Genomic DNA, 20680 nt, shown 5'->3' on the forward strand with positions numbered 1-20680 from the left:
TGATTGGGTTAGCACAATCGCCAACGCTTATTGTAAAATTAAATTACTGTATTCGGCATTAATTCTGAAATTTCTATTCTTATCAGCAACTCTGTTGAATCCTTTGACCAATACTCGGTCTTGTTGCTTTTCAGAAGTTAATTGTAAAGATTTTGGGTATTTTAATGTGGAACGTTTTCCATTGAACAAGAAAGAAAAAGAAGTTTTGGGCAATGAAACCGCGGCATCTGTATTGCGAAGTACGATTTCCAACGTCTTAAAATCATTTGAGATATTCCCGATAACCAATGCTCCAAAAGAACCCGTCAAAAATGCCTCTTTATTGATGGAAGAAATTTTTATATCACTTGAGTTTGCATTTAATTGAATACTCTCAACGTTACCAATTTCGCATTTATCAACGAACTTTACGTACAACGTTCCAAATTTCCAATCCTTTACAATCACCGGAGCATAAGCAGCATTGATGAGGGTTTTACCCCCATCAATTCGCTCTGCTGTAAACGGTGTGTGATTTAATGTAGCTTTTACATTAAAGGCATCAGCCATTTTAATTTCGCCGTGGCGTACATCAATTTCTGTTTTAGTGTTCTTAGGCATTCTAATAATTATTGTACGCTTTACCTTAGGAATGTTAGTTCCTTTGTTCGTAATAATTGTTGTTTTAGAATTTCCATTAGGGTCAACAACCGTTTGTTTATAAGATGTTCCGTCATTAACACTACGCTCAATGGCTTTCTCTAATTCTCTCATGCTCCCTTCCATATCTTCTCCAAATTTTTCGCCAAACTGCTCTCCCCATTTCTCCATTTCTTTGCCAAATTTTTCACCCCAAGCTTCCATTTTTGCTTCCCATTCTGGGCCAAAACGTTCTTGGTATTCTTGCTCCATTCTCTTACCCCAAGCTTCCATATCGCGCTCAAAATCTTTTCCGAAATTTTTGTCCATTTTGGCTTCAAATTTCTTCATATAGCCCTCTTCATCTTTTTTGTATTCTTCATAGTCAAAATCAATGTTACTTACGCTACGCATAATGGTCTCGGTAAATTCGGGCGAAGTAACGCCATTGATTACAGGTGCTAATGCATTTTCAAGTAACGGACCTAGAAAATCCAAATTTTCTAAAGATTCCATGGAGGAAAGTGAGCTTAATCCGTCCCAGTTACCTTTTTTTCCATTAGACGTAATTACTACGTTTTTGGAATTTCCGAGGACATTAAAGTTCCAGTCATTGAATAACTGTTGCTTTTGCTCTTTTGTTAAATCCTCACCTTCAATAAAGGCCTCTACCTCTACTTTGTCTTTATTCCACGTTTCAAAAATAACATTGGTGTGCGATGTATTTACAGTCACCACCATGTCACTCGAAGCGTTATAAGACTCTACAAATTTTTCCTGAGAAAAACCCGTAACAACCACCACCAGTGCGAGCACTGCGGCAATCTTATACTTCAATACTACTAATTTGTTCATCTTTTTGATTTTTTAGTTCTTTTAATTTATTATTTAACTTTAAGACAAGCTCTAATTGCATTTTTAGGTTGTCAAAAAGTGCGGTGATGGTTTCTTCGTTGGGACCTAATTCGTTGAGCTCTAGATTAAGTTGTTCATACTCCTTTTTAAGTCCGTCCAGTTGTTTCATATAACCGTCAATTACATCTTTATTATCGTTTGTAATTTCCAGCGATGCCAATTGTACATTGATTCCTGCGGTCAATAGATTTTCTGCCCTTTTAATTTCTGGCGAAATATCTCCCAAGCGAATCATCTTTTCTTGTTTTTGGGTACCATCTTCATTTAATAGTCCCTCGATAGTTGGATTGTTTTCTACAATTGTATTGTCCTCGTTATTTTTTGTCAACGCATTGTAACCAAAGAAGCTCACCGCCAAAAAGGCAATCGCTACGGCTGCAACTTGCATCCAAAAAACCAGAGGTTTTTTACCTCCCGAAATTTGTTTCTCATCACCAAAAGCAGCTTGCAAACGGGCTTCAAAGCGTGCTTCGTGTCCTTGTGGTAATGATGGCTCATTTGATGGTTTTCCCTTCATCAGCTCTCTAATATCCTGTGCCATATTGTAAATGTTTTAAAGTTTGTTGTAATTGTATTTTTCCGCGGTGCAAATTGGTTCTCGATGCACTTTCTGTTATTCCCAGCACCTCAGCGATTTCTTGATGGTCGTATCCTTCTATTAAAAATAATTGCACAACATTTTTATAATTGGGCGATAATTTTTCAATCGCTTGGTTAATCTCGATCATCGTTGTGCCATCATCTGTTTCCCAGCCCACTTCTCCTTCATCCTCAATGTGTAGCGTTTGCTCATTGATTTCCTCTTTATATATCTTTTTCTTTTTAAGCTCGTCAAGGCATGTGTTGATGACAATTCGTTTTAACCACGCGCCAAAAGTCACGTCTCCACTAAATTGTTCTATCTTCTTAAACGCTTTGATAAATGCCACTTGCATAGCGTCTTCAGCCGCAGCAGTATCTTTCAAATACCTGCTTGCTACGATAAACATCCCATCACAATATTGCTTGTACAAGGCAAGTTGCGCTTTAGGATTCTTATCCCGACATTGTTCAACAAGTAATGAATTTGACACTAATTGATGGTTTTTTTCGTTGGCGTTCAGGTTAAAGACGAAAATTATTTCGACTTGTTGCAACGTGTTATTATTTTCTTCGGAAATTTTAATTTCATGATAAAGATAGCTGAAAACAAAGAGGAACCAAGACGCAAGCGCAACAAGAAATAGGACTGAAATTAAATTGAAACGAAATATTTAATACAACTGTCCTGTAATGATCAAAGCAAATGCTCCCTTTTCCTGTTTATCTTATATACTATACTCAATGCCTTATGAAAAATCACCAAACACTCAAACTAAAAATGAACATTTTTTTTAACTACATTTAATCAACTAAAAAATCAACCTTTAAAATTTCTATTATGAAAAGCTATTTTGGTTTCTTGCAATACTTGGAATTCTAGCCCTATTATTCTTTATTGTCGTTGCTCCTATCATGAAAAATGCAACAAAAAAGCACAGTCCAGAACAAACCGTGGAATACAGTGACGGCAATCTCAAATTGAGCACGACGTATAGCAGTCCTTCAAAAAAAGACAGAGTGATATTTGGCGACCTTGTACCTTACAATGAAGTTTGGCGCACGGGAGCAAACGAAGCTACCACTTTTACAACCAATAAAGATTTGTTGATTGACGGAGAAACGCTTACCGCAGGAGAATACACTCTGTGGACTATTCCAGGAGAAGAAAATTGGAAAGTAATTTTTAATACAAAACAATATGGTTGGGGCGTTAAAATTTCAGACCAAAAAGCATCACGCGAACCCGAATACGATGCTTTGGTTTTAGAAGAACACGTGATACAAAATTTTGCACCAGCCGAAAATTTCACTATAAAGTTTGTCGAAACCGAAGTAGGAGTAACAATGATTTTGTCTTGGGACATGGTTGCAGTACCTGTGAGTATGGTGGTTAAATAAACTGTTTCAATAACTATATCATTGTTGGATTAAGCTTCAGCAAGAAATGTATTTATTGACCAATTGTAAAATACTCACAATATCCTTGATAGTTTTAGACAAACTAGGTCAAAAAATATCCTCGTAACAAATTATTACGAGGATATTTTTTTTAAAAAGAAGCGCGTACTATTCCAACACCATCATATTGAGAGTCACATTAATATTGTCACGCGTCGCTCTTGAAAACGGACAAACTTCGTGCGCTTCATTGATCAACTCCTCGCCTTTTTTAGTATCAACTCCTGGCAATACGCAATCAAGAATAGCTGCTAACTGTAAATCTCCATCTTTTGTTTTACCAATACTTATGGTTGCCGAAACTTCAATTTCGCCATCCAATTCTACATTATGTTTTGAGGCGATTAAACCTAAAGCACCTCCAAAACACGCCGCATAAGCACTACCAAAAAGCTGCTCAGGATTTGTACCGTCGCCACCATCGCCACCCATTCCTTTGGGTACTGATAAATTTAAATCTATAGGGCCATCTTCGCTCTTTACATGTCCATTTCTTCCTCCCACTGCTGTTGAAGTTGCATCATATAATTTTTTCATGATTCTAATATTTATGTTAAAGGAAACAAGATACTGCGCAAACCACTTATTTTAAAACCTAGATTCATAAAATATTCATAAATTCGAATTGTGAGCGAAAAAGAGAAAAATACAAGTGCATTGAATGAAAAACAAGGTGTTGAACAACCTACAACGTTGAGTCAATCTGCCGCCGAAAAATTAAAAATTCAGCGTAAGAAAAAGCAGTCTGTAGATGCGTTAGTAAAAGGTATCATCAATGGCGATAAAACGGCATTGAGCCGTGCCATCACTACTATTGAAAGTACCGCTCTCAAACACCAAAGCCAAGCAAAACAACTTATCAAACAATGTCTCCCGCACGCAAACCAATCTATTCGCATTGGCATTACAGGCGTGCCCGGCGTTGGAAAGAGCACATTTATTGAGCAATTTGGATTGTCTCTCACGCAAAACGGAAATAAAGTCGCTGTACTTGCCGTTGACCCAAGCAGCTCTGTGAGCAAAGGAAGTATTCTAGGCGATAAAACCCGAATGGATTCTCTAGTCAAAGAAAGTAACGCATTTATTAGACCTTCTTCAAGTGGCGATTCCTTGGGTGGTGTTGCTCGTAAAACCCGCGAAGCTATCATTCTATGCGAAGCTGCTGGCTACACACACATTATCATTGAAACCGTTGGCGTGGGACAAAGTGAAACCGTGGTACACTCAATGACCGACTTTTTTCTACTGCTGAAACTTGCTGGAGCTGGCGACGAACTCCAAGGAATAAAACGCGGAATTATAGAAATGGCGGATGCCATTGTCATTAATAAAGCCGATGGCGAAAACGTAAAAGCAGCCAAACTAGCAAAAACCGAATTTAACCGTGCACTCCACCTCTACCCGCCCAAAGCAAATGGATGGACAGCAAAAACCCTTACGTGTAGCGCTCTTAACAACGAAGGCATTAGTGAAGTTTCAAAAATGATTTCAGATTTTATTGCTGAAATGAAACAAGCCGGACACTTTCAAAAAAAACGCGTGGAGCAACAAAAATTCTGGTTACTTCAAACCGTTGAGAGTAGATTGAAAAGTGATTTTTACAACAATGCTGAAATTAAAAACGAATTAAAATTTCAGCTAGAAAAAATTGAAGCGAATGAAACTACTCCCTTTGAAGCCGCTGATGTTTTGTTGGGGATGCTTTAGAATGAACCAAAAAAAACTACAACCCCTCAAACCACTTAATCTGTGCCTGCAAACCTTCTTCCATTGAGGTATTTGGGTTGTAATTCAATAATTTTCTTGCTTTATCTATATTCGCTTTTGTGCGTGATTGGTCACCTGGACGGGCGGGTTTTTTGTCAACCGCTATTTTAGTGTTGAGTAGTTTTTCTACAATTTCAATTCCTGTGGCTGTGGTGTTTTCTTCTTCGGTACCAAGGTTAAAGATTTCTCCATTGGTTACTTTTTCTTTTCCAATCACACTTACAATACCGTCCACTATATCCTGCACATACGTAAAACTGCGTAGGTGTTTTTCGCTTCCTTCAAATAACGGGAACGGCTTATTGTTCAACCCGCAATCGATTAATCGTGTGTACAATTTATCAGGGCGTTCGCGTGGTCCATACACAGAATACAGTCGCAAGGAACAACCCTTGACTATTTCGCGACGAGCATAGGCGAGCACTAATTGTTCGGCAGCAAGTTTTGTTACTCCGTACCAAGATGCGGGCAGTGGCGCCTCATCTTCGGTGAGGGTGGCTTCCAATCCGTATATGGATGACGTTGCAATATTTACGATAAAGGGAGGGTTTTCTAACGTTTCCACCGCGTCCATAACACGCTGCGTCGCAAGAATATTATTGCTCAAATAATCATCAAAAGAACTCGTAGCAGAGATTCCCGGATGTGCCGCAAAATGGAAGATATAATCTAAGTTCTTCGGAAATAAGGTTTTCAAATGTTCTACCCTTAAATCTCCTTCTATAAAGGTAACCCCTGCTTTCTTTATGCTTTCGGTATTTTTTAATTTTAAAGCAATGTCATAATACACCGAAAAATTATCAATCCCAAAAACGGTATGACCCAGTTTTGCTAACCTTTCGGCAGTGTGGGAACCTATAAATCCGGCAGCACCTGTTACTAATATTCTCATTTACAGAAGGGGTTGAATGATTAACATTTTCGCGTAAGCTGTAAAAATAACATCTTTTTTATCCGTAGGCTTTTAAATGGGTCGCATTATTTAAAAAAGGAATACTTTTGCAGAATTAACCGCCACTATTTTATGTACCAATTTACCATTATTGTTCCCGTATATAACGAAGAAGATAATCTTGAACGTGTTGAAAAAGAGCTGCTAGCGTACATTCAAATCGCTACAAAAAAGACGAAAATCCTCTTCGTAAACGATGGCTCAAAGGATAATAGTCAAGCCATGATTAAAGCTATTTGCGCTCGTAATGAAGCTTTCAATTTCCTTAATTTTAAAGAAAACAGAGGATTGAGTGCGGCTATCAAAGCTGGCTTTGATGCAGTAGATACGGAGCTTTTGGGATATATAGATAGCGATTTGCAAACGGCTCCAGCAGACTTTAATTTGTTACTGGAACACAGTAATGAGTATGATTTAGTAACTGGTGTACGTTCAAATAGAAAAGACTCTTTTGTGAAAAATATGTCCTCAAAAATCGCCAACGGAATTCGTCGCGCATTTACTGATGACGGGATGGACGATACGGGCTGCCCCTTAAAAGTAATCAAAACCGATTATGCAAAACGCATCCCAATGTTTAAAGGCTTACACCGTTTTTTACCCGCGATGATTTTACTACAAAACGGAAAAGTATTACAAGTACCCGTACAACATTTTCCGCGTGTGGCGGGTACGGCAAAATTTGGAGTTTGGAATCGCCTTTTAGGGCCATTAATGGACTGTTTTGCTTATTTATGGATGAAGAAAAAATACATTAACTACACGATTGAAAGTAAAGGATGAGTAGTTGGATTATATATACCATAGGTTTTGTAGCGCAATTACTGTTCTCGGGAAGATTATTGGTGCAATGGATGCTTTCTGAAAAGAGCAAAAAAATTGTCACGCCTTCGTTGTTTTGGAAGCTTAGTTTACTCGCCTCTTTTCTGCTATTTGTGTACGGTTATTTGCGTGATGACTTCGCGATAATGCTGGGACAAGCACTCACTTATTATATTTATATCCGGAATTTACAATTGCAGGGCGAATGGAAAAAAGCAAATAAAATACTCCAAATTTTCCTCCTCATTTTTCCAATCATCATTGTTATTTATGGCTACAATAACGGTGAATATGATGTAGAAAAATTATTCAGAAATAATGCTATTCCACTATGGCTGTTAATTTTAGGGATTGTAGCACAGATTATATTTACACTCCGTTTTATCTATCAATGGATGTACAGCGAAAAACATAAGTCGTCTGAGTTGCCCGTTGGATTTTGGCGCATGAGTGTTGTAGGTGCCGCACTTATTTTAACGTACGCCATTTTACGCCACGACCCCGTTTTATTTGTGGGTCACTGCGCGGGACTTATCATTTACATTCGTAATATTTTTATTTGGAAAAAACAACTCCATGGAGCAACTGAAAAAGAATAACATCTTCTTACTCGTTATCGCGTGCATCGCCATCTTTTTTGTCAATCTAGATGCAATTTGGGTGAATATAATGGAAGCGCGCAACTTTGCTTCGGCACGAGAAATGTTGCAGGATAACAATTGGTTGCTAACGACGCTCAACGGCCAACCACGTTACGAAAAACCTCCTTTACCCACGTGGCTTACAGCGTTTTCAGCGGCAATTTTTGGGTTAAAAAACTTGTTTACCATGCGACTTCCGGCGGCTTTGATTACGCTGGTTTTAGTACTGACTTCCTATAAATTAGCTTTAAAATTTACGGCACATAAAACGTATTCGTTTGTAAGCGCACTAATTTTAGCAACTTCATTTTATATTGTTTTTTCTGGCCGAAACGGGCAATGGGATATCTTCACACATGGATTTATGATAGTAACCATCTATCAACTTTTCTTATTTTTCACATCGGAAACTAAAAAATATCAACACGTATTAATTGCAGCAGTATTTTTTGGCTGTTCCTTTATGAGCAAAGGCCCCGTCTCTTTATATGCCTTGTTTTTACCATTTTTAATCGCGTTTGGATTTACGTATAAATTCCGAAATCTGAAGTCTCGCGTCATTCCAATAGTGTTATTTTTAATCATCGCTTTGGCACTCTCGGGCTGGTGGCATTACTATACATATATCAAAGACCCAGAAACCGTCCTCGCAATTACAAATAAAGAAACGGGCAATTGGACGAGTTATAACGTGCGCCCTTTTTATTACTATTGGAGCTTTTTTACACAAAGTGGAATCTGGACAATCCCAGCATTTATAAGTCTGCTATACCCCTATTTAAAAAACAGAGTATTTGACAAAAAAGCGTATTTATTTACCTTTTTGTGGACGATGGCTTCGGTTGTTTTACTGTCGATAATTCCTGAAAAGAAATCAAGATACCTGCTTCCGGTATTGATTCCATTGGCATTGAATTGCGGATTTTATATTGAATATCTTTTTAGACGTTTTTCTGAAATTTCAGACAAAAGAGAAACGATACCCGTGTATTTTAATTTTGGATTGATTGCCCTAATTGGAGTTGCATTCCCGATCGCTGGATTTATTTATTTGAAAGATTCGCTCGACGGAAAATGGTTTTGGTTTGTGGCGCTTTCCATCTCTTTATTTTTGATTGGATTCTTTATTTTCAAAAACCTAAAGTCCAAAAAAATACGTCCCGTTTTCTTTTTGACCATTGTATTTATTGCGAGTATTACGTGTTTTGGAATGCCCATTGCAAAATCTCTTTTGAGCAATCCAGACTACAAACCAATGAGTGATTTAAGGGAATGGCAAGTTGAAAATGACAACCTGCCTATCTATGAATTCACGTTTTTTACACCTGAGATGATTTGGGATTTTGGAGGAAATATTCCTGTAATGCATAACGACGAGAAGATTGTCATCCCAAATGAACAAATATTTGGTGTGCTCATTGCCGAACATGAACGAGAGCAATTTGAAGAAACGTTTATGAGTGGTGGAAATTTCCGAGTAGAAAAAATAGCGCGTTATGACATGAATCCGCAGCCTCCTGGTAATAGGCAGCATAAGACTAGATTGTGGCGGGATTTTTATGTGGTTCGTGTGGCTGAATGATTTTTTAAAGATTATGCTCAAAAATTTTTTCAAGATTTAAACTATTTAAAAAAATATCCACAGGATAATAACTTAATGAATCTTTGCCTAAGTAACTCGATTGAAATTGATTCAGTTTTATTTTATTTGAGTTGAATCTAAACTTTTCCGAATTAATCTTTTTGAAAATATTGACAATCATTTCCGAACAGTATAATCTGTTATTGCCATTTTCTGAAAAAGTAAGGTCAAAATAAATAAATTCTTTATTCAAAAGTTCTAGTTCAGACTTTAGTTCTTCTTTCTCAAAATCAGAAAGATTAGAAATTTTATATCCAGAAAAATAGTCTACATTAATTGATTCTTTCATATAAAAATCTTTAAAACTATCTATTTTTAACGCGCTAATATTTTTATTGTTATTTACTACGTGAAATATTTCCCAATGACTTTCATTGAATATAGCAACTCCTACATGAGAAGGTTTTTTTGTATACAAATTGAAATTTTTTGCTACTATACCCTCTTTTGTTTTTGTGCCTCTATATATTAAATAAACTTCGTCACTATTTAGTAAATCCTCACTTACAATTTTTTTCTCACCACAAGAAAAGATTAAGATGGCTAAAATTAGCCATCTTAATTTAAATTGAGTTTCGATAGAGAAAATCATTTTTTAAAATTTATAATCAATTCCTAATTCAAATGCATATAATTCGTTAATTGACCAAATGTTACTACTGTTCCCATTTGAAATTGAAAAAGTGTCTGCCTGAGTTCTTAAACCTAGAGATAAATTAAAATCATCATTTATTTTTTGACGAATACCCGCAGCAGCGACAACGGCAAAATTTATACCTAAGTTATCTATCGAATTATCTAAATCAATTTTTAAATTTTCGCTTTTGGATTTATACAAATATGAAAAAACAAACCCTATTTTTCCATAAATAGCTGTATTCTCAGATACATTTTGATTTACTCCCACACTTACTGGTAATTGTATATAATTATTTGACAGGTGTATAAATTTACCATCTAAATCAAAATAATCAGCTTTACCTCTTAAGTATTCGAATTCCAATGAAATTAAAAAGAACTCTGTCGCTGTAAATTCTACACCAATAGAACCTCCACTAAAATTGGCATTTAGTTTATAATTATTTTCCAATTCTATCTCACCTATACCGAATAATGCTTTAGTGAAAATTTTAGGTTCACTCTTATTTTCATTCTTCTCTTGGCCGTAGATATTAATACAAATAAATAGCAGTAATATCATTAAAAAATTACTTGTTTTCATATTAATCATCGCTAACACCGCTTCCAGCAATTCCGCCAACAATTGCACCAATTACTGCCCCAATAGGACCACAACAAGCTCCACCTGCAATTATACCAACCATTGCTCCAACAGCTGTTCCAGGATTCGGGTTTCTCTCAGGATTTAAATCCATTGAAACTGTATTTGCTAATAATATAAATTCTTGATCAGAACTATCCAATTCTTGAAAACCGTTAGTTGTCTCTATTTCTTCAACCCAACCATTGTTCACTATATCAAGCATGATTTGTTTTGTTGCGTTATCATAATTATATTGATCCATCAATACCGAGAACCCTTCATCGTTTGTAATAAAAATACCATTTAGAACCTCGTTTACTAGTTCAAGTGAAACACTACCTGGATCGAGACCTACAATACCAGCATAGTAATCTAAAGTGCCTTGATCAATATTAGTGGGCAATGGAGATTTGCCTTTAGATATATCGGCTTCAATTAATGAAATTGAATTAACGATTTTTTCTGAATCTTTTTTAATATTAAAATTTAGCTTCTCACTTTGAGGAGTTTCTACTCTATCTGAAGTACATGATAAAAATGATGAGAAAAAAGTTAGAAAAATAAAAAAATAGCTTAAAGTAGTTTTTATAATTTAAAATGTTTAAAGTTTATAGCGATAAATATAATATAAAGATTGATATCAAAACAGGGGGAAAACACCCTTTTTTAATAAGGGTATTTCCCTTTTTCTATATTTTTAAAAGTATAGTTATTCTTGAACTAACCTCACTTGCACCCAGCGATTTAATCTATAAATCAATAGCCCGATAATCCCTCCAAAAAACATCCCCGTAACAATATCCAACGGATAGTGTACTCCCAAATAAATACGGCTATATGCCACAACGGCTGCCCAAAATAATAAGATAAATGGGAGATATTTGTAATAAGGTTTTAGCAACAAGCCCAAAAATACTGCCGCTGCCATTGTACTTGCTGCGTGAGCAGAAAAGTAACCATAACGGCCACAACCATCTGCTATAAAACGCATTTGGTTTTGCAGAGCTTCTACCCTACACGGTCTTGGTCTTTTAAAAAGAATGTACTTAAATAAACTGGCGAGTTGGTCACTAGCAGTTATCATAACTGCAGCACACACGATTATAATAATGGTGGAACGCAATCCAAATTTTTTAAAAACCAAATACAACAAAACGACATACAAAGGGATGGACGACCATTTTTCGGTCACGATTTTCCAAAATCCGTCCCAATTTGTATTCCCCAGATTATTGAGAAACAAAAAAAGCTGCTCGTCGTATTGCAGTAAGAAATCAATCATCTTCGTAGCGCTCTATTTCTCTATCGTAGAATTCTGTTGCTTCTTTTATGTAGTTTTCAGTTTCGGCTTCCAGTTCTTTTTGGTCGTGTTGATCAAACTCTTCGAGCCATTCAACCTCATCATTTTCAAGGTTGATGATAAATCTTGGAAACTCAGTATGAATTACAAAAATTGCGGTGGGATAATCGCTGTTATCGCCTAAAAGGTATTTTGGGAATTCCATTTGCTTACTTTGAAATTAATGATTTATTATTTCGGTTTGTTTGGGGATCAATCGTTTCGAAAGATAATTAAATCTTATAAATAAGAGCACGCCAGAAACTGTCAATCCAGCCAACAACCCTATCCAAATTCCTGTACTGCCATACTCTGTGAACAATCCTAAATAGTACATGATTGGAAAGCCCACTGCCCAATAAGCAATAAATGTGATGACCGTGGGTATTTTTACGTCTTGCATGCCACGTAAGGCTCCCAGGGCAACTACTTGAATGGTATCGCTTATTTGAAAAACTGCCGAAACCAATAACAACTGCGCGGCAATTTTTACCACCTCAGCATTATTCTGAAATTCCAAGGCATTATCATAATCTAGATACATTTTAGGAAACGCTGTTCTACACAGTAAAAACATAATTGCAAAACCAACGGCACATAGTAAGGACAATAAGAAAATTGAAAATGCAATGCGACGCAAATCCTCAAACCTTTTTAACCCCTTTTGATTTCCAACCCGTATCATCGCAACAACACTAAAGCCCATCGCAACCATAAAAGTCATTGAAGATAAATTGAGCGCAATCTGATTTGCCGCCTGCGGATTTTTCCCCAAGATTCCCGATAACCAAATCGCCGCCGTAAAAATCGCTACTTCAAAGAACATTTGCAATGCAGAGGGAAATCCTAAATTGACAACTTTTTTCAGCATGGATTTTGAAAGCGTGAACAATTTTATACCTATTACAAATGGTCTTGATTTTTCCTTTTTATATAATAAATACCATAAATATAGTACCATAATAACACGAGATACGAGTGTACCAATGGCTGCTCCAACTACGCCTAATTCTGGTGCGCCCCATTTTCCAAAAATGAACATATAATTTAATAGTACATTGACCAAATTTGCCAAAATAGTAGCGTACATAGGATACCGAGTCAATGACATCCCATCGCTAAATTGTTTAAAAGCTTGAAAAATAATCAAAGGAATCAACGAAATGGTTACAAATGTTAAATACGGCATCGCTAGTTCAACCACCTCAGCAGGTTGTTTCATTATATACATTACTGGTCTTGCAACAAACACGGTGGCGGCAAGCACAATGCTCAATACGATACACAAAAACAATCCGTGCTTAAACGAAGATTTTCCTTTTTCAAAATTACCTTCGGCATCTGCTTCTGCAACTAATGGCGTAATAGCAGTTGAAAAACCGATTCCTAAAGACATAGCAATAAACATAAAACTATTCCCCAAAGAGACCGCAGCAAGTTCTGCAGTACCCAATTGTCCTACCATAATATTATCCACAAGTGCCACAACCGTATGCCCCAACATGCCTAGAATGACTGGCATAGCTAGCTTGGTATTGTATGAAAACTCTTTGGTGTATTGGCTTAAATTCAAATTGGATATTTTTTGCACAAATGTAGAGAAAGTGGGGTTTAGTTACTGAATTAAATCTCATATTTCTAATAGATGGTTTTATCATTGAAGACAATTTTAGTACCTTGAAATCTTATAATTTTCTCCACATTTCCGAAGTAAAACTAAACCCATGCAATCAACTGCCACAACTCCCCAACAATACATTGAAGAACTTCCCGAGGACCGTAAAGAAATAGTCTCAAAACTGCGGAATGTTATCCTCAAAAATCTTCCCAAAGGTTTTGAAGAGTGCATGAATTATGGCATTTTGGGCTATGTGGTGCCTCACTCAAAATACCCGGAAGGATATCACTGCAACCCAGAACTGCCGTTACCATTTATAAATCTCGCATCTCAAAAAAATAGCATTAATCTCTATCATAGTGGGATTTACAGCGACCCTAAATTATATAATTGGTTTGTGGAAGAGCACGGCAAGGTGATAAAAACTAAGCTTGATATGGGAAAAAGTTGCATCCGTTTTAAAAACGAAAGCCGAATTCCTTTTGAACTCATTGGGGAACTAGTAAGTAAAATGACGCCAGACGATTGGATTGCGCAATACGAAAGCGTTTTAAAAAAATGAGCCGCACCATCGCCCATTTTTTAGAAATTCCTGTAGTCGATTTATTTTCTGCAACGTTTCCATATAAACCCTTTTCTTTTTCAAAGAAGATGATTGCTGATTTGACTTCGGAAATTTCTGGGGTGGAACTACCGGACACCATTTTAGGAAAACAAGCAGAATTTATTTTCGAACTACTGCTGAAACAATGCAAACCATTTGAATTACTCGCAGCGAATGCTCAAATTAATGGAGAAACACAAACCATTGGCGAACTTGATTATATTGTTAAAAATGTAATTACCCGCGAATTCATTCATATTGAACTGGCTTGCAAATTTTATCTTTTTGACGATTCAAATAATGAAATTTTTGAAGGAAAATGGATTGGCTCCAACAGAAAAGATACCTTGCTCGATAAAATAAATAAGTTGAAAGAGAAACAATTTCCGTTGCTCTATAATTCATTTACTTCAAATATTTTAAATGGTTTGGGAATAAAGGTTTCTGAAATTATTCAACAGTATTACATTACTTCGTCTTTTTACATTCCGCAGGGATTTGATGTTTTAAAACTTCCTTTGGAATATCAAAAATGCGTTGTGGGCACTTGGATTCATTTTGAAGATTTAATTCTAGACGAAGAATATTACTACGCGATGCCCTCAAAAAAAGAATGGCTTTTACCACCTTCGGAAATTGTACAATGGTTGACACCCGGTGCTATTGAAATTAAAATTTCAGAAGAAATTAAAAATAGAAGAGCGCCGCAAGTTTATAAAAAACAGGGCGCTCAAATTTCAAAATTCTTTGTGGTTTGGTGGAATGTTTTATAGCCAATTAGTTTTTAACCTGCGCTGTGGAATTTTTAATTCCGTATTTATCCATCAAATAAATTAAACTCGTCATGGTTGCCGCACCGAGTTCAAGTTCTCTTTTATTCACCGCTTCAAACGTGTCGTTTTCTGCATGGTGATAATCAAAATAGCGTTGCGAATCTGGGCGTAAACCTGCGAGCACCATTCCTTCCTTTTTCAATGGACCAATGTCTGCACCGCTGCCACCTTTTTCAAAATAATGAATTAAATAAGGCTTGAATAACGCTTCCCAGCTTTGCACTTGAGCAAAATTTGCATCATCGCAATCAAATGAAAATCCACGTGGGGTGAAACCTCCACTATCACTTTCCAAAGCAAAAACATGGTTCTCTTTTTTGAGATTCGCTTGGGTTGCATACTCGCGACCTCCGCGCAATCCATTTTCTTCGTTCATAAATAAAACCACTCTAATACTGTGCTCAGGTTTGTAACCGGTTTCCTTTAATAAACGCAATACATCCATTGATTGTACTACGCCTGCGCCATCATCATGCGAGCCATCTCCCAAATCCCAAGAGTCTAAATGCCCACCAACAATCATAAATTTATTGGGATATTTGCTTCCGGTAATTTCGCCGATAACATTGTACGACTCCACGTCTGGAAATACTTTGCAATTTTGTTTAAAGTAGAATTTTAAATCAGGAATCAATCGCAATGTATTGCTCAATTTATCTGCTCCGTTTGTGCTTATTGCGCACGCAGGAATTCTTTGGTTTTCGGGCAAATCTCCGTAACTCATGGCTCCAGTATGAGGAAAATCATCTTGACGAAGATTCATGCTACGTACTACTATTCCCACCGCTCCGTATTTTGCAGCTTCAGCAGCGCCGCTGTATCGTTGGTCCACACAACCGCCATACGCTTCAAAGGTTTGTATTAAATCGGCTTGCATGGGGCGATTATAAAAAACTATTTTACCTTCAATTTTTTCTCTTCCCAAGGTTGCCAATTCTTCGAGTCCTTTGACTTCAATTACTTCGGCTTTTAAACCTGCGTTGGGTGTAGCTACAGAACCTCCTAGAGCGCAAATATCCATAATACTCGTAATCCCTGGACCTGTTTCCATAAAAGAGTATTCTTTAAGCCCTCGAACCCATTTTGGTACCATTACAGGTTGTAACCATACTTTGTCCAAGCCCAATTTTTCGAGCTCTGCTTGAGTATATTTTACTGCCTTTTCAGCATTGACCGAACCAGAAAGTCGACCTCCTATTTTATTTGAAAGATGATCCAACCAATCGTAACTTTTACCATCGAGCAACGATGCAGTATAGATTTTCTTAAGTTGAATGGAGTCTTCCTTATTTACTTTTTGAGCAAACAGCACACTTGTTATGAGTAAAAGTATGCTGAGTAAATATGTATGTTTTTTCATTCTGAAATTTTAAATTAGTAAGCAAATCCTGTTACACCAAAATAATGCCGTGATATTCTATTCCCCTTCTAATCGAGCGATAAATTCATCAATTCTTGCTTTTACTTTATCGTCTAATTCTGGCTCTTTAATGTCTTCGTATTTCTTTAATTCTTGTAACATAATACTTGCTACGGTAAGCCTTGCCGATGGTTTATCGTCTGATGGAATTATATACCAAGGAGCGTGTTCTTTTGAGGTACGGTTTAAAATATCCTCGTAACAACGCATATACTCACTCCACAAATCACGCTCGTCCAAATCACCTGCTGAAAATTTCCAATTTTTACTGGTCTTTCTCAATCTGCGTAATTGTCTGTGTTTTTGCTCTTCTTTTGAAAGATTTAAAAAGAACTTAAATATAATCGTTCCGTTTTCTGCAATCGTTTTTTCAAAATTATTAATTTGTTCAAAACGTTTGTCCCAAAATTTTTCGTCAATATCATCCACGCTATCAATATTGGGTAAATTTTCACCCAGAATATAATTGGGATGCACTCGTGTTACCAATACATTTTCATAATGCGTTCTATTAAAAACTCCAAATTTTCCCCGAGCTGGTAAAGCTATGTAGTGCCTCCATAAATAATCGTGCTTTTTCTCGAGTTCGGTAGGAACTTTAAAACTATGGACGACAACACCTCTTGCATTAAAATCTTTAAAAACTTCACGAATTAGACTGTCTTTTCCAGCAGCATCCATCCCTTGCAAACAAACCAGCACGGCGTATTTTCCATGGGCGTACAAAGTGTCTTGCAGTTCACCCAATTTTTCTCGTGTATCTTCGAGTGCATTCTCGATATGCTTTTCAGAAGCATTTAAATCAACAAACGTTTTAGTCTTTTCTATCTTAATTTTTCCGGTTACTTTATATTCTGAAATGTCAATGGATTTCATAAATTATTATTGTTTTAAGGAATGTAAATTACGGAAAAAAATTAGTAAACAGTGGACGTAACAGTAGCAGCATTCTTTTTACATTTTAAAATTAATTTATACCCAAATAGACGAAGTTTTGTTCAATCTTGTTGCACAAACGTTTTAAAATGTAATTTCAAGTTCTTCGGAAACTAATTTCGGAAGCAAATTTCAGAAATCAAAAAACCTCTTCCAATTGTTCAACAATGGCAAGAGGTTTTAAATGGTTAAAATTTTCGCGGAAGCTAAAAGAAACTATTGTTTAGAAGCAAATAATTTTACGTCGTTTTCATTAATTTCCTCGCTACCCAAAATAATTAGGCGCTCGATGACATTGCGCAGTTCACGAATGTTACCCGTCCAATCGTATTCTTGTAATAATTTTATGGCCTTTTCTGAGAACTTTTTTTCAGCAGTACCGTGCTCCGTGGCAATACGTTTTGTAAAATAATCAATCAACAACGGAATATCCTCTCGTCGTTCATTTAAGGGTGGTACTTTTATCAAAATTACCGCGAGGCGATGGTATAAATCCTCTCTGAAATTTCCTTCGGCAATTTCCTTTTTTAGGTCTTTATTGGTTGCAGCCACAACACGAACATCAACTTTGATATCCTTGTCACTGCCCACACGCTGTACTTTATTTTCTTGTAAAGCTCTTAATACTTTTGCTTGTGCCGAAAGGCTCATGTCACCAATTTCGTCCAAGAAAATGGTACCTTTATTTGCTGCTTCAAATTTACCCGCACGGTCTTTATTTGCAGATGTAAACGCACCTTTTACATGACCAAACAATTCGCTTTCAATAAGTTCGCTTGGGATTGCGGCACAGTTTACTTCAATCATTGGACCTTTATGACGGTCACTTTTTTGGTGTATCCAGTGAGCAACAAGTTCTTTTCCAGTTCCGTTAGGGCCCGTTATAAAAACTCTAGCTTCGGTTTGAGCAACTTTTTCAATCATATCTTTGATTTGATGAATTGCATCACTCTCCCCAATCATCTCATAATTTTTACTCACCTTTTTCTTAAGACGAATATTTTCAACGACCAACTCTTTTCTGTCTAGAGCAATACGCACCGTGTTTAAAAGTCTGTTTAAATCTGGTGGTTTTGAAATATAATCAAATGCTCCCAATCGCATAGTGTTGACGGCTGTATCTAAATCCCCGTGACCACTAATCATAACCATTGGTGTTTCGGGCTTGATTTTTTTAACAGCTTCTAATACTTCAACGCCGTCCATTTTAGGCATTTTTATATCGCAAAGAACGAGGTCGTAATCATTATCTTTGATAAGCTCTATTCCAGCGAGTCCGTCTTCGGCTTCTGTAACTTGGTAGGTGTCATTTTCCTCGCTTAAAATTTTAACGAGCACTCGACGAATTGCTGCTTCATCTTCGATGATTAATATTTTAGGCATAGTTGGTTGTTTAAATTTTTATTTTAATACCTCCACGGGTATAAAAACTTCCTGTATCATTAATTGTAAAAACATCATCGTCATTTTCATCTCTAATTCTAATATCATTTATAATTGTATGACCTCCATACACATAGAATAAAATATGGTCAACGAATTCCCATTCGTAACCTAGACCGCCTAACAAGGTAGTGAATCCAACGTTAGCACCTGTTTTTTGTTCTCCATTTTCTAAAGTAACAACAGTTCCGTCTTGTATATTTGCAAAAAAACCGTCAAGTGTAACAAAGCCTTGAAGCTCCATATCTTCCACAAATTCCCATTTCACATTAGACTTTGGAACTCCAAGTCCGAAGCTCCATTTTGGATGAAATTCTCTATAATAATTAATAAAAGGCAATGGAAATGGTCGGCCAGCGGTGGTAGAATAATTAAGACCTAAAACCAATCGCCAAGGCTTATCATATATCTCTTTGTCTTCTTCACTTGTTCTATCCCAAATTAAATAACCACTACCTCCAAATATAATATCCTCACCTATAAGCCCATCGGTAAAATTTGAAGCGGCTTTTATCTCTCCTTGTAAGGCCCATCTCAAATCTTTATTTTTAAATTTATCTGTATATCCTAAACTGAAAGTAAAAGATTGATAGTGTTCCAAATTTGTTTTGTTGATTGCCGCAAGAGTTGCAGGGTCTTCCAGTTTTAAAAAGAAATTACGATATTCAAATCCTGTAACTAAATATCCATCTTCAGATAATTTAAAAGGGACGTTAACAAAAGCACGGAAACGCTTAAATGAATTTTCAGAACTCCCTTGTGGGAAATAGGTATATTCTACTCTTCCTAAATCTGTAAGTTGTGCATACGAAAATGGAGCTATCCCTAAAATTAGAATAGCAATTAAGATACTTCTTTTCATGAATTAAATGATATTATTTAGAGTTCAATCTACTGATAAGTTATCTGAATTCTCATTTTTCAAATCTAAAGTATTGTTAAAAATATGCACATCTCTTTGAGGGAAAGGTATAGTTATTTGGTTATCTCTGAACAAGTTATCTATTCTGAAACGTATTTCACTTTTAATTCTAGGGTCTGAAAAACTATCATTTAGGAAAAACAAAACGCTAAAAACCAATGCAGAGTCTCCAAAATCTTCAAATAAAACGAATGGCTTCGGACTTTTTAAAACTCCCCTTTGCTCGCTTACGCTTTTAAGCAATAACTTTTCAACCAGTCTTGTGTCACTTCCGTAAGCAACCCCTACGCGAACAAATTCTCTTGTTGTACGATGGTTTTGTGTGTAATTGTAGATTGTTTCAGTAATAAATTTATGATTGGGTATAATCACAATTTTATCATCTCTCGTAATTGCCCTGGTCGTTCTAAGCTTGATATCAATGATACGACCTACTTTGCCATCTACCTCAATAATATCTCCCACTAAAAGCGACTTGTCAATAATAATAAAAACACCACCTATTACATCTTGAAAAAGTTCTTGCAAGGCTAAACCAAGTCCAACTAAAAGTGCAGCAGAGGCCGCTAAGAAAGGAGTAACATTAACACCAGAAACACTTAACACAACAAATATTACCACTACATATGTGATATATTTGATAAATTTAAAGACACTGATAAACTTATTTGTGTCTTGGGCGTCCATTTTACGAGTGAAGAAAACCCGAATCCACTTTAATAAAAAAGTAGCTATTAAAAAAGACATGATTACAGCAATGATAGCCCATGGAGTGATAGTCACTTCATGCGCTTTATCGCCAAACGTTATAATCTCGTAATTAAGAAATTCCTGTATAGCGCCCCATACATCTTCTTCTACGACTTCTTTAATTTTTTCTGAAACGTTTTCCTCTTGCACCAGT

General features: G+C 36.3%; 23 protein-coding genes. 7 read left to right on the plus strand and 16 right to left on the minus strand.

Features of this window, described 5'->3' with window-relative positions; translation table 11 throughout:
* Nucleotides 1–27: 27 nt before the first annotated feature.
* Genes ACSHW7_RS09310 through ACSHW7_RS09320 form a run of 3 tightly spaced genes read right to left on the minus strand, consistent with a single transcriptional unit; the run spans nucleotide 28 to nucleotide 2606 of the window.
* Nucleotides 28–1473, minus strand: a complete 1446-nt coding sequence (locus ACSHW7_RS09310; RefSeq protein WP_435679071.1) for a hypothetical protein — start codon at nucleotides 1471–1473, stop codon at nucleotides 28–30.
* Nucleotides 1445–2074 carry a hypothetical protein gene (locus ACSHW7_RS09315; protein WP_435679072.1) on the minus strand — a complete coding sequence of 210 codons (630 nt, stop codon included), beginning with the start codon at nucleotides 2072–2074 and terminating at the stop codon, nucleotides 1445–1447. Before ACSHW7_RS09315 ends, ACSHW7_RS09310 begins: the two co-directional genes overlap by 29 nt.
* Nucleotides 2058–2606: an RNA polymerase sigma factor gene (locus tag ACSHW7_RS09320; protein WP_435679073.1), complete on the minus strand. Its 549-nt coding sequence runs from the start codon at nucleotides 2604–2606 to the stop codon at nucleotides 2058–2060. The genes ACSHW7_RS09315 and ACSHW7_RS09320 overlap by 17 nt, the downstream gene beginning before the upstream one ends.
* 421 nt (nucleotides 2607–3027) lie before the next feature.
* Here ACSHW7_RS09320 and ACSHW7_RS09325 point away from each other — a divergent pair, with 421 nt between their 5' ends.
* On the plus strand, nucleotides 3028–3513 hold the full coding sequence (locus ACSHW7_RS09325) for a DUF2911 domain-containing protein (protein WP_435679074.1): 486 nt from the start codon (nucleotides 3028–3030) through the stop codon (nucleotides 3511–3513).
* Between the two features lie 168 nt (nucleotides 3514–3681).
* On the opposite strand, the gene ACSHW7_RS09330 is transcribed toward ACSHW7_RS09325, so the two are convergent.
* Nucleotides 3682–4110, minus strand: a complete 429-nt coding sequence (locus tag ACSHW7_RS09330) for an organic hydroperoxide resistance protein (protein ID WP_435679075.1) — start codon at nucleotides 4108–4110, stop codon at nucleotides 3682–3684.
* 90 nt (nucleotides 4111–4200) lie between these two features.
* Between ACSHW7_RS09330 and meaB the strand changes: the two genes are divergently transcribed.
* Nucleotides 4201–5280: a methylmalonyl Co-A mutase-associated GTPase MeaB gene (gene meaB / locus ACSHW7_RS09335; protein WP_435679076.1), complete on the plus strand. Its 1080-nt coding sequence runs from the start codon at nucleotides 4201–4203 to the stop codon at nucleotides 5278–5280.
* 16 nt (nucleotides 5281–5296) lie between these two features.
* Here meaB and ACSHW7_RS09340 read toward each other — a convergent pair whose 3' ends face one another.
* Nucleotides 5297–6232 (minus strand): NAD-dependent epimerase/dehydratase family protein, encoded by a 936-nt coding sequence (locus ACSHW7_RS09340; protein WP_435679077.1) that lies wholly within the window; start codon nucleotides 6230–6232, stop codon nucleotides 5297–5299.
* 132 nt (nucleotides 6233–6364) lie between these two features.
* Between ACSHW7_RS09340 and ACSHW7_RS09345 the strand changes: the two genes are divergently transcribed.
* Genes ACSHW7_RS09345 through ACSHW7_RS09355 form a run of 3 tightly spaced genes read left to right on the plus strand, consistent with a single transcriptional unit; the run spans nucleotide 6365 to nucleotide 9337 of the window.
* Nucleotides 6365–7075 carry a glycosyltransferase family 2 protein gene (locus tag ACSHW7_RS09345; RefSeq protein ID WP_435679078.1) on the plus strand — a complete coding sequence of 237 codons (711 nt, stop codon included), beginning with the start codon at nucleotides 6365–6367 and terminating at the stop codon, nucleotides 7073–7075.
* Nucleotides 7072–7713 (plus strand): lipid-A-disaccharide synthase N-terminal domain-containing protein, encoded by a 642-nt coding sequence (locus ACSHW7_RS09350; protein WP_435679079.1) that lies wholly within the window; start codon nucleotides 7072–7074, stop codon nucleotides 7711–7713. The genes ACSHW7_RS09345 and ACSHW7_RS09350 overlap by 4 nt, the downstream gene beginning before the upstream one ends.
* Nucleotides 7691–9337: an ArnT family glycosyltransferase gene (locus ACSHW7_RS09355; RefSeq protein ID WP_435679080.1), complete on the plus strand. Its 1647-nt coding sequence runs from the start codon at nucleotides 7691–7693 to the stop codon at nucleotides 9335–9337. Before ACSHW7_RS09350 ends, ACSHW7_RS09355 begins: the two co-directional genes overlap by 23 nt.
* 4 nt (nucleotides 9338–9341) lie before the next feature.
* On the opposite strand, the gene ACSHW7_RS09360 is transcribed toward ACSHW7_RS09355, so the two are convergent.
* From ACSHW7_RS09360 to ACSHW7_RS09385, 6 genes are all read right to left on the minus strand, one after another.
* Nucleotides 9342–9989, minus strand: coding sequence for a hypothetical protein (locus ACSHW7_RS09360; RefSeq protein ID WP_435679081.1), 648 nt, complete (start codon nucleotides 9987–9989; stop codon nucleotides 9342–9344).
* Between the two features lie 3 nt (nucleotides 9990–9992).
* A complete protein-coding gene (locus ACSHW7_RS09365; RefSeq protein ID WP_435679082.1) occupies nucleotides 9993–10619 on the minus strand; it encodes an outer membrane beta-barrel protein in 627 nt (208 codons plus the stop codon).
* 1 nt (nucleotide 10620) lies between these two features.
* The gene (locus ACSHW7_RS09370; RefSeq protein WP_435679083.1) at nucleotides 10621–11064 is read right to left on the minus strand and encodes a glycine zipper family protein; all 444 of its coding nucleotides are present in this window, start codon (nucleotides 11062–11064) and stop codon (nucleotides 10621–10623) included.
* 306 nt (nucleotides 11065–11370) lie between these two features.
* Complete coding sequence (locus ACSHW7_RS09375) at nucleotides 11371–11943, minus strand: phosphatase PAP2 family protein (RefSeq protein WP_435679084.1); 573 nt, start codon at nucleotides 11941–11943, stop codon at nucleotides 11371–11373.
* Nucleotides 11936–12166, minus strand: coding sequence for a hypothetical protein (locus ACSHW7_RS09380; RefSeq protein WP_435679085.1), 231 nt, complete (start codon nucleotides 12164–12166; stop codon nucleotides 11936–11938). Before ACSHW7_RS09380 ends, ACSHW7_RS09375 begins: the two co-directional genes overlap by 8 nt.
* 15 nt (nucleotides 12167–12181) lie before the next feature.
* Entirely contained in the window at nucleotides 12182–13573 is a 1392-nt protein-coding gene (locus ACSHW7_RS09385; RefSeq protein ID WP_435679086.1) for an MATE family efflux transporter, read from the minus strand.
* A 151-nt stretch (nucleotides 13574–13724) separates the two neighbouring features.
* On the opposite strand from ACSHW7_RS09385, the gene ACSHW7_RS09390 reads away from it, so the two are divergent.
* Both ACSHW7_RS09390 and ACSHW7_RS09395 read left to right on the plus strand, forming a co-directional pair.
* Nucleotides 13725–14180, plus strand: coding sequence for a DUF1801 domain-containing protein (locus ACSHW7_RS09390; protein WP_435679087.1), 456 nt, complete (start codon nucleotides 13725–13727; stop codon nucleotides 14178–14180).
* Nucleotides 14177–14995, plus strand: a complete 819-nt coding sequence (locus ACSHW7_RS09395) for a DUF1853 family protein (RefSeq protein ID WP_435679088.1) — start codon at nucleotides 14177–14179, stop codon at nucleotides 14993–14995. The genes ACSHW7_RS09390 and ACSHW7_RS09395 overlap by 4 nt, the downstream gene beginning before the upstream one ends.
* Nucleotides 14996–14999: 4 nt before the next feature.
* Here ACSHW7_RS09395 and ACSHW7_RS09400 read toward each other — a convergent pair whose 3' ends face one another.
* From ACSHW7_RS09400 to ACSHW7_RS09420, 5 genes are all read right to left on the minus strand, one after another.
* A complete protein-coding gene (locus ACSHW7_RS09400; RefSeq protein WP_435679089.1) occupies nucleotides 15000–16415 on the minus strand; it encodes a M20/M25/M40 family metallo-hydrolase in 1416 nt (471 codons plus the stop codon).
* Between the two features lie 57 nt (nucleotides 16416–16472).
* Nucleotides 16473–17351 (minus strand): PPK2 family polyphosphate kinase, encoded by an 879-nt coding sequence (locus tag ACSHW7_RS09405; protein ID WP_435679090.1) that lies wholly within the window; start codon nucleotides 17349–17351, stop codon nucleotides 16473–16475.
* A gap of 276 nt (nucleotides 17352–17627) precedes the next feature.
* On the minus strand, nucleotides 17628–18794 hold the full coding sequence (locus ACSHW7_RS09410; protein ID WP_435679091.1) for a sigma-54-dependent transcriptional regulator: 1167 nt from the start codon (nucleotides 18792–18794) through the stop codon (nucleotides 17628–17630).
* Between the two features lie 10 nt (nucleotides 18795–18804).
* Complete coding sequence (locus ACSHW7_RS09415; protein ID WP_435679092.1) at nucleotides 18805–19716, minus strand: DUF6268 family outer membrane beta-barrel protein; 912 nt, start codon at nucleotides 19714–19716, stop codon at nucleotides 18805–18807.
* 24 nt (nucleotides 19717–19740) lie between these two features.
* Nucleotides 19741–20679 (minus strand): mechanosensitive ion channel family protein, encoded by a 939-nt coding sequence (locus tag ACSHW7_RS09420; protein ID WP_435679133.1) that lies wholly within the window; start codon nucleotides 20677–20679, stop codon nucleotides 19741–19743.
* Nucleotide 20680 lies beyond the last annotated feature (1 nt).

The sequence above is a fragment of the Patiriisocius sp. genome (genome assembly GCF_051252435.1).
In the GTDB taxonomy this organism is placed as follows: Bacteria; Bacteroidota; Bacteroidia; order Flavobacteriales; family Flavobacteriaceae; genus Patiriisocius.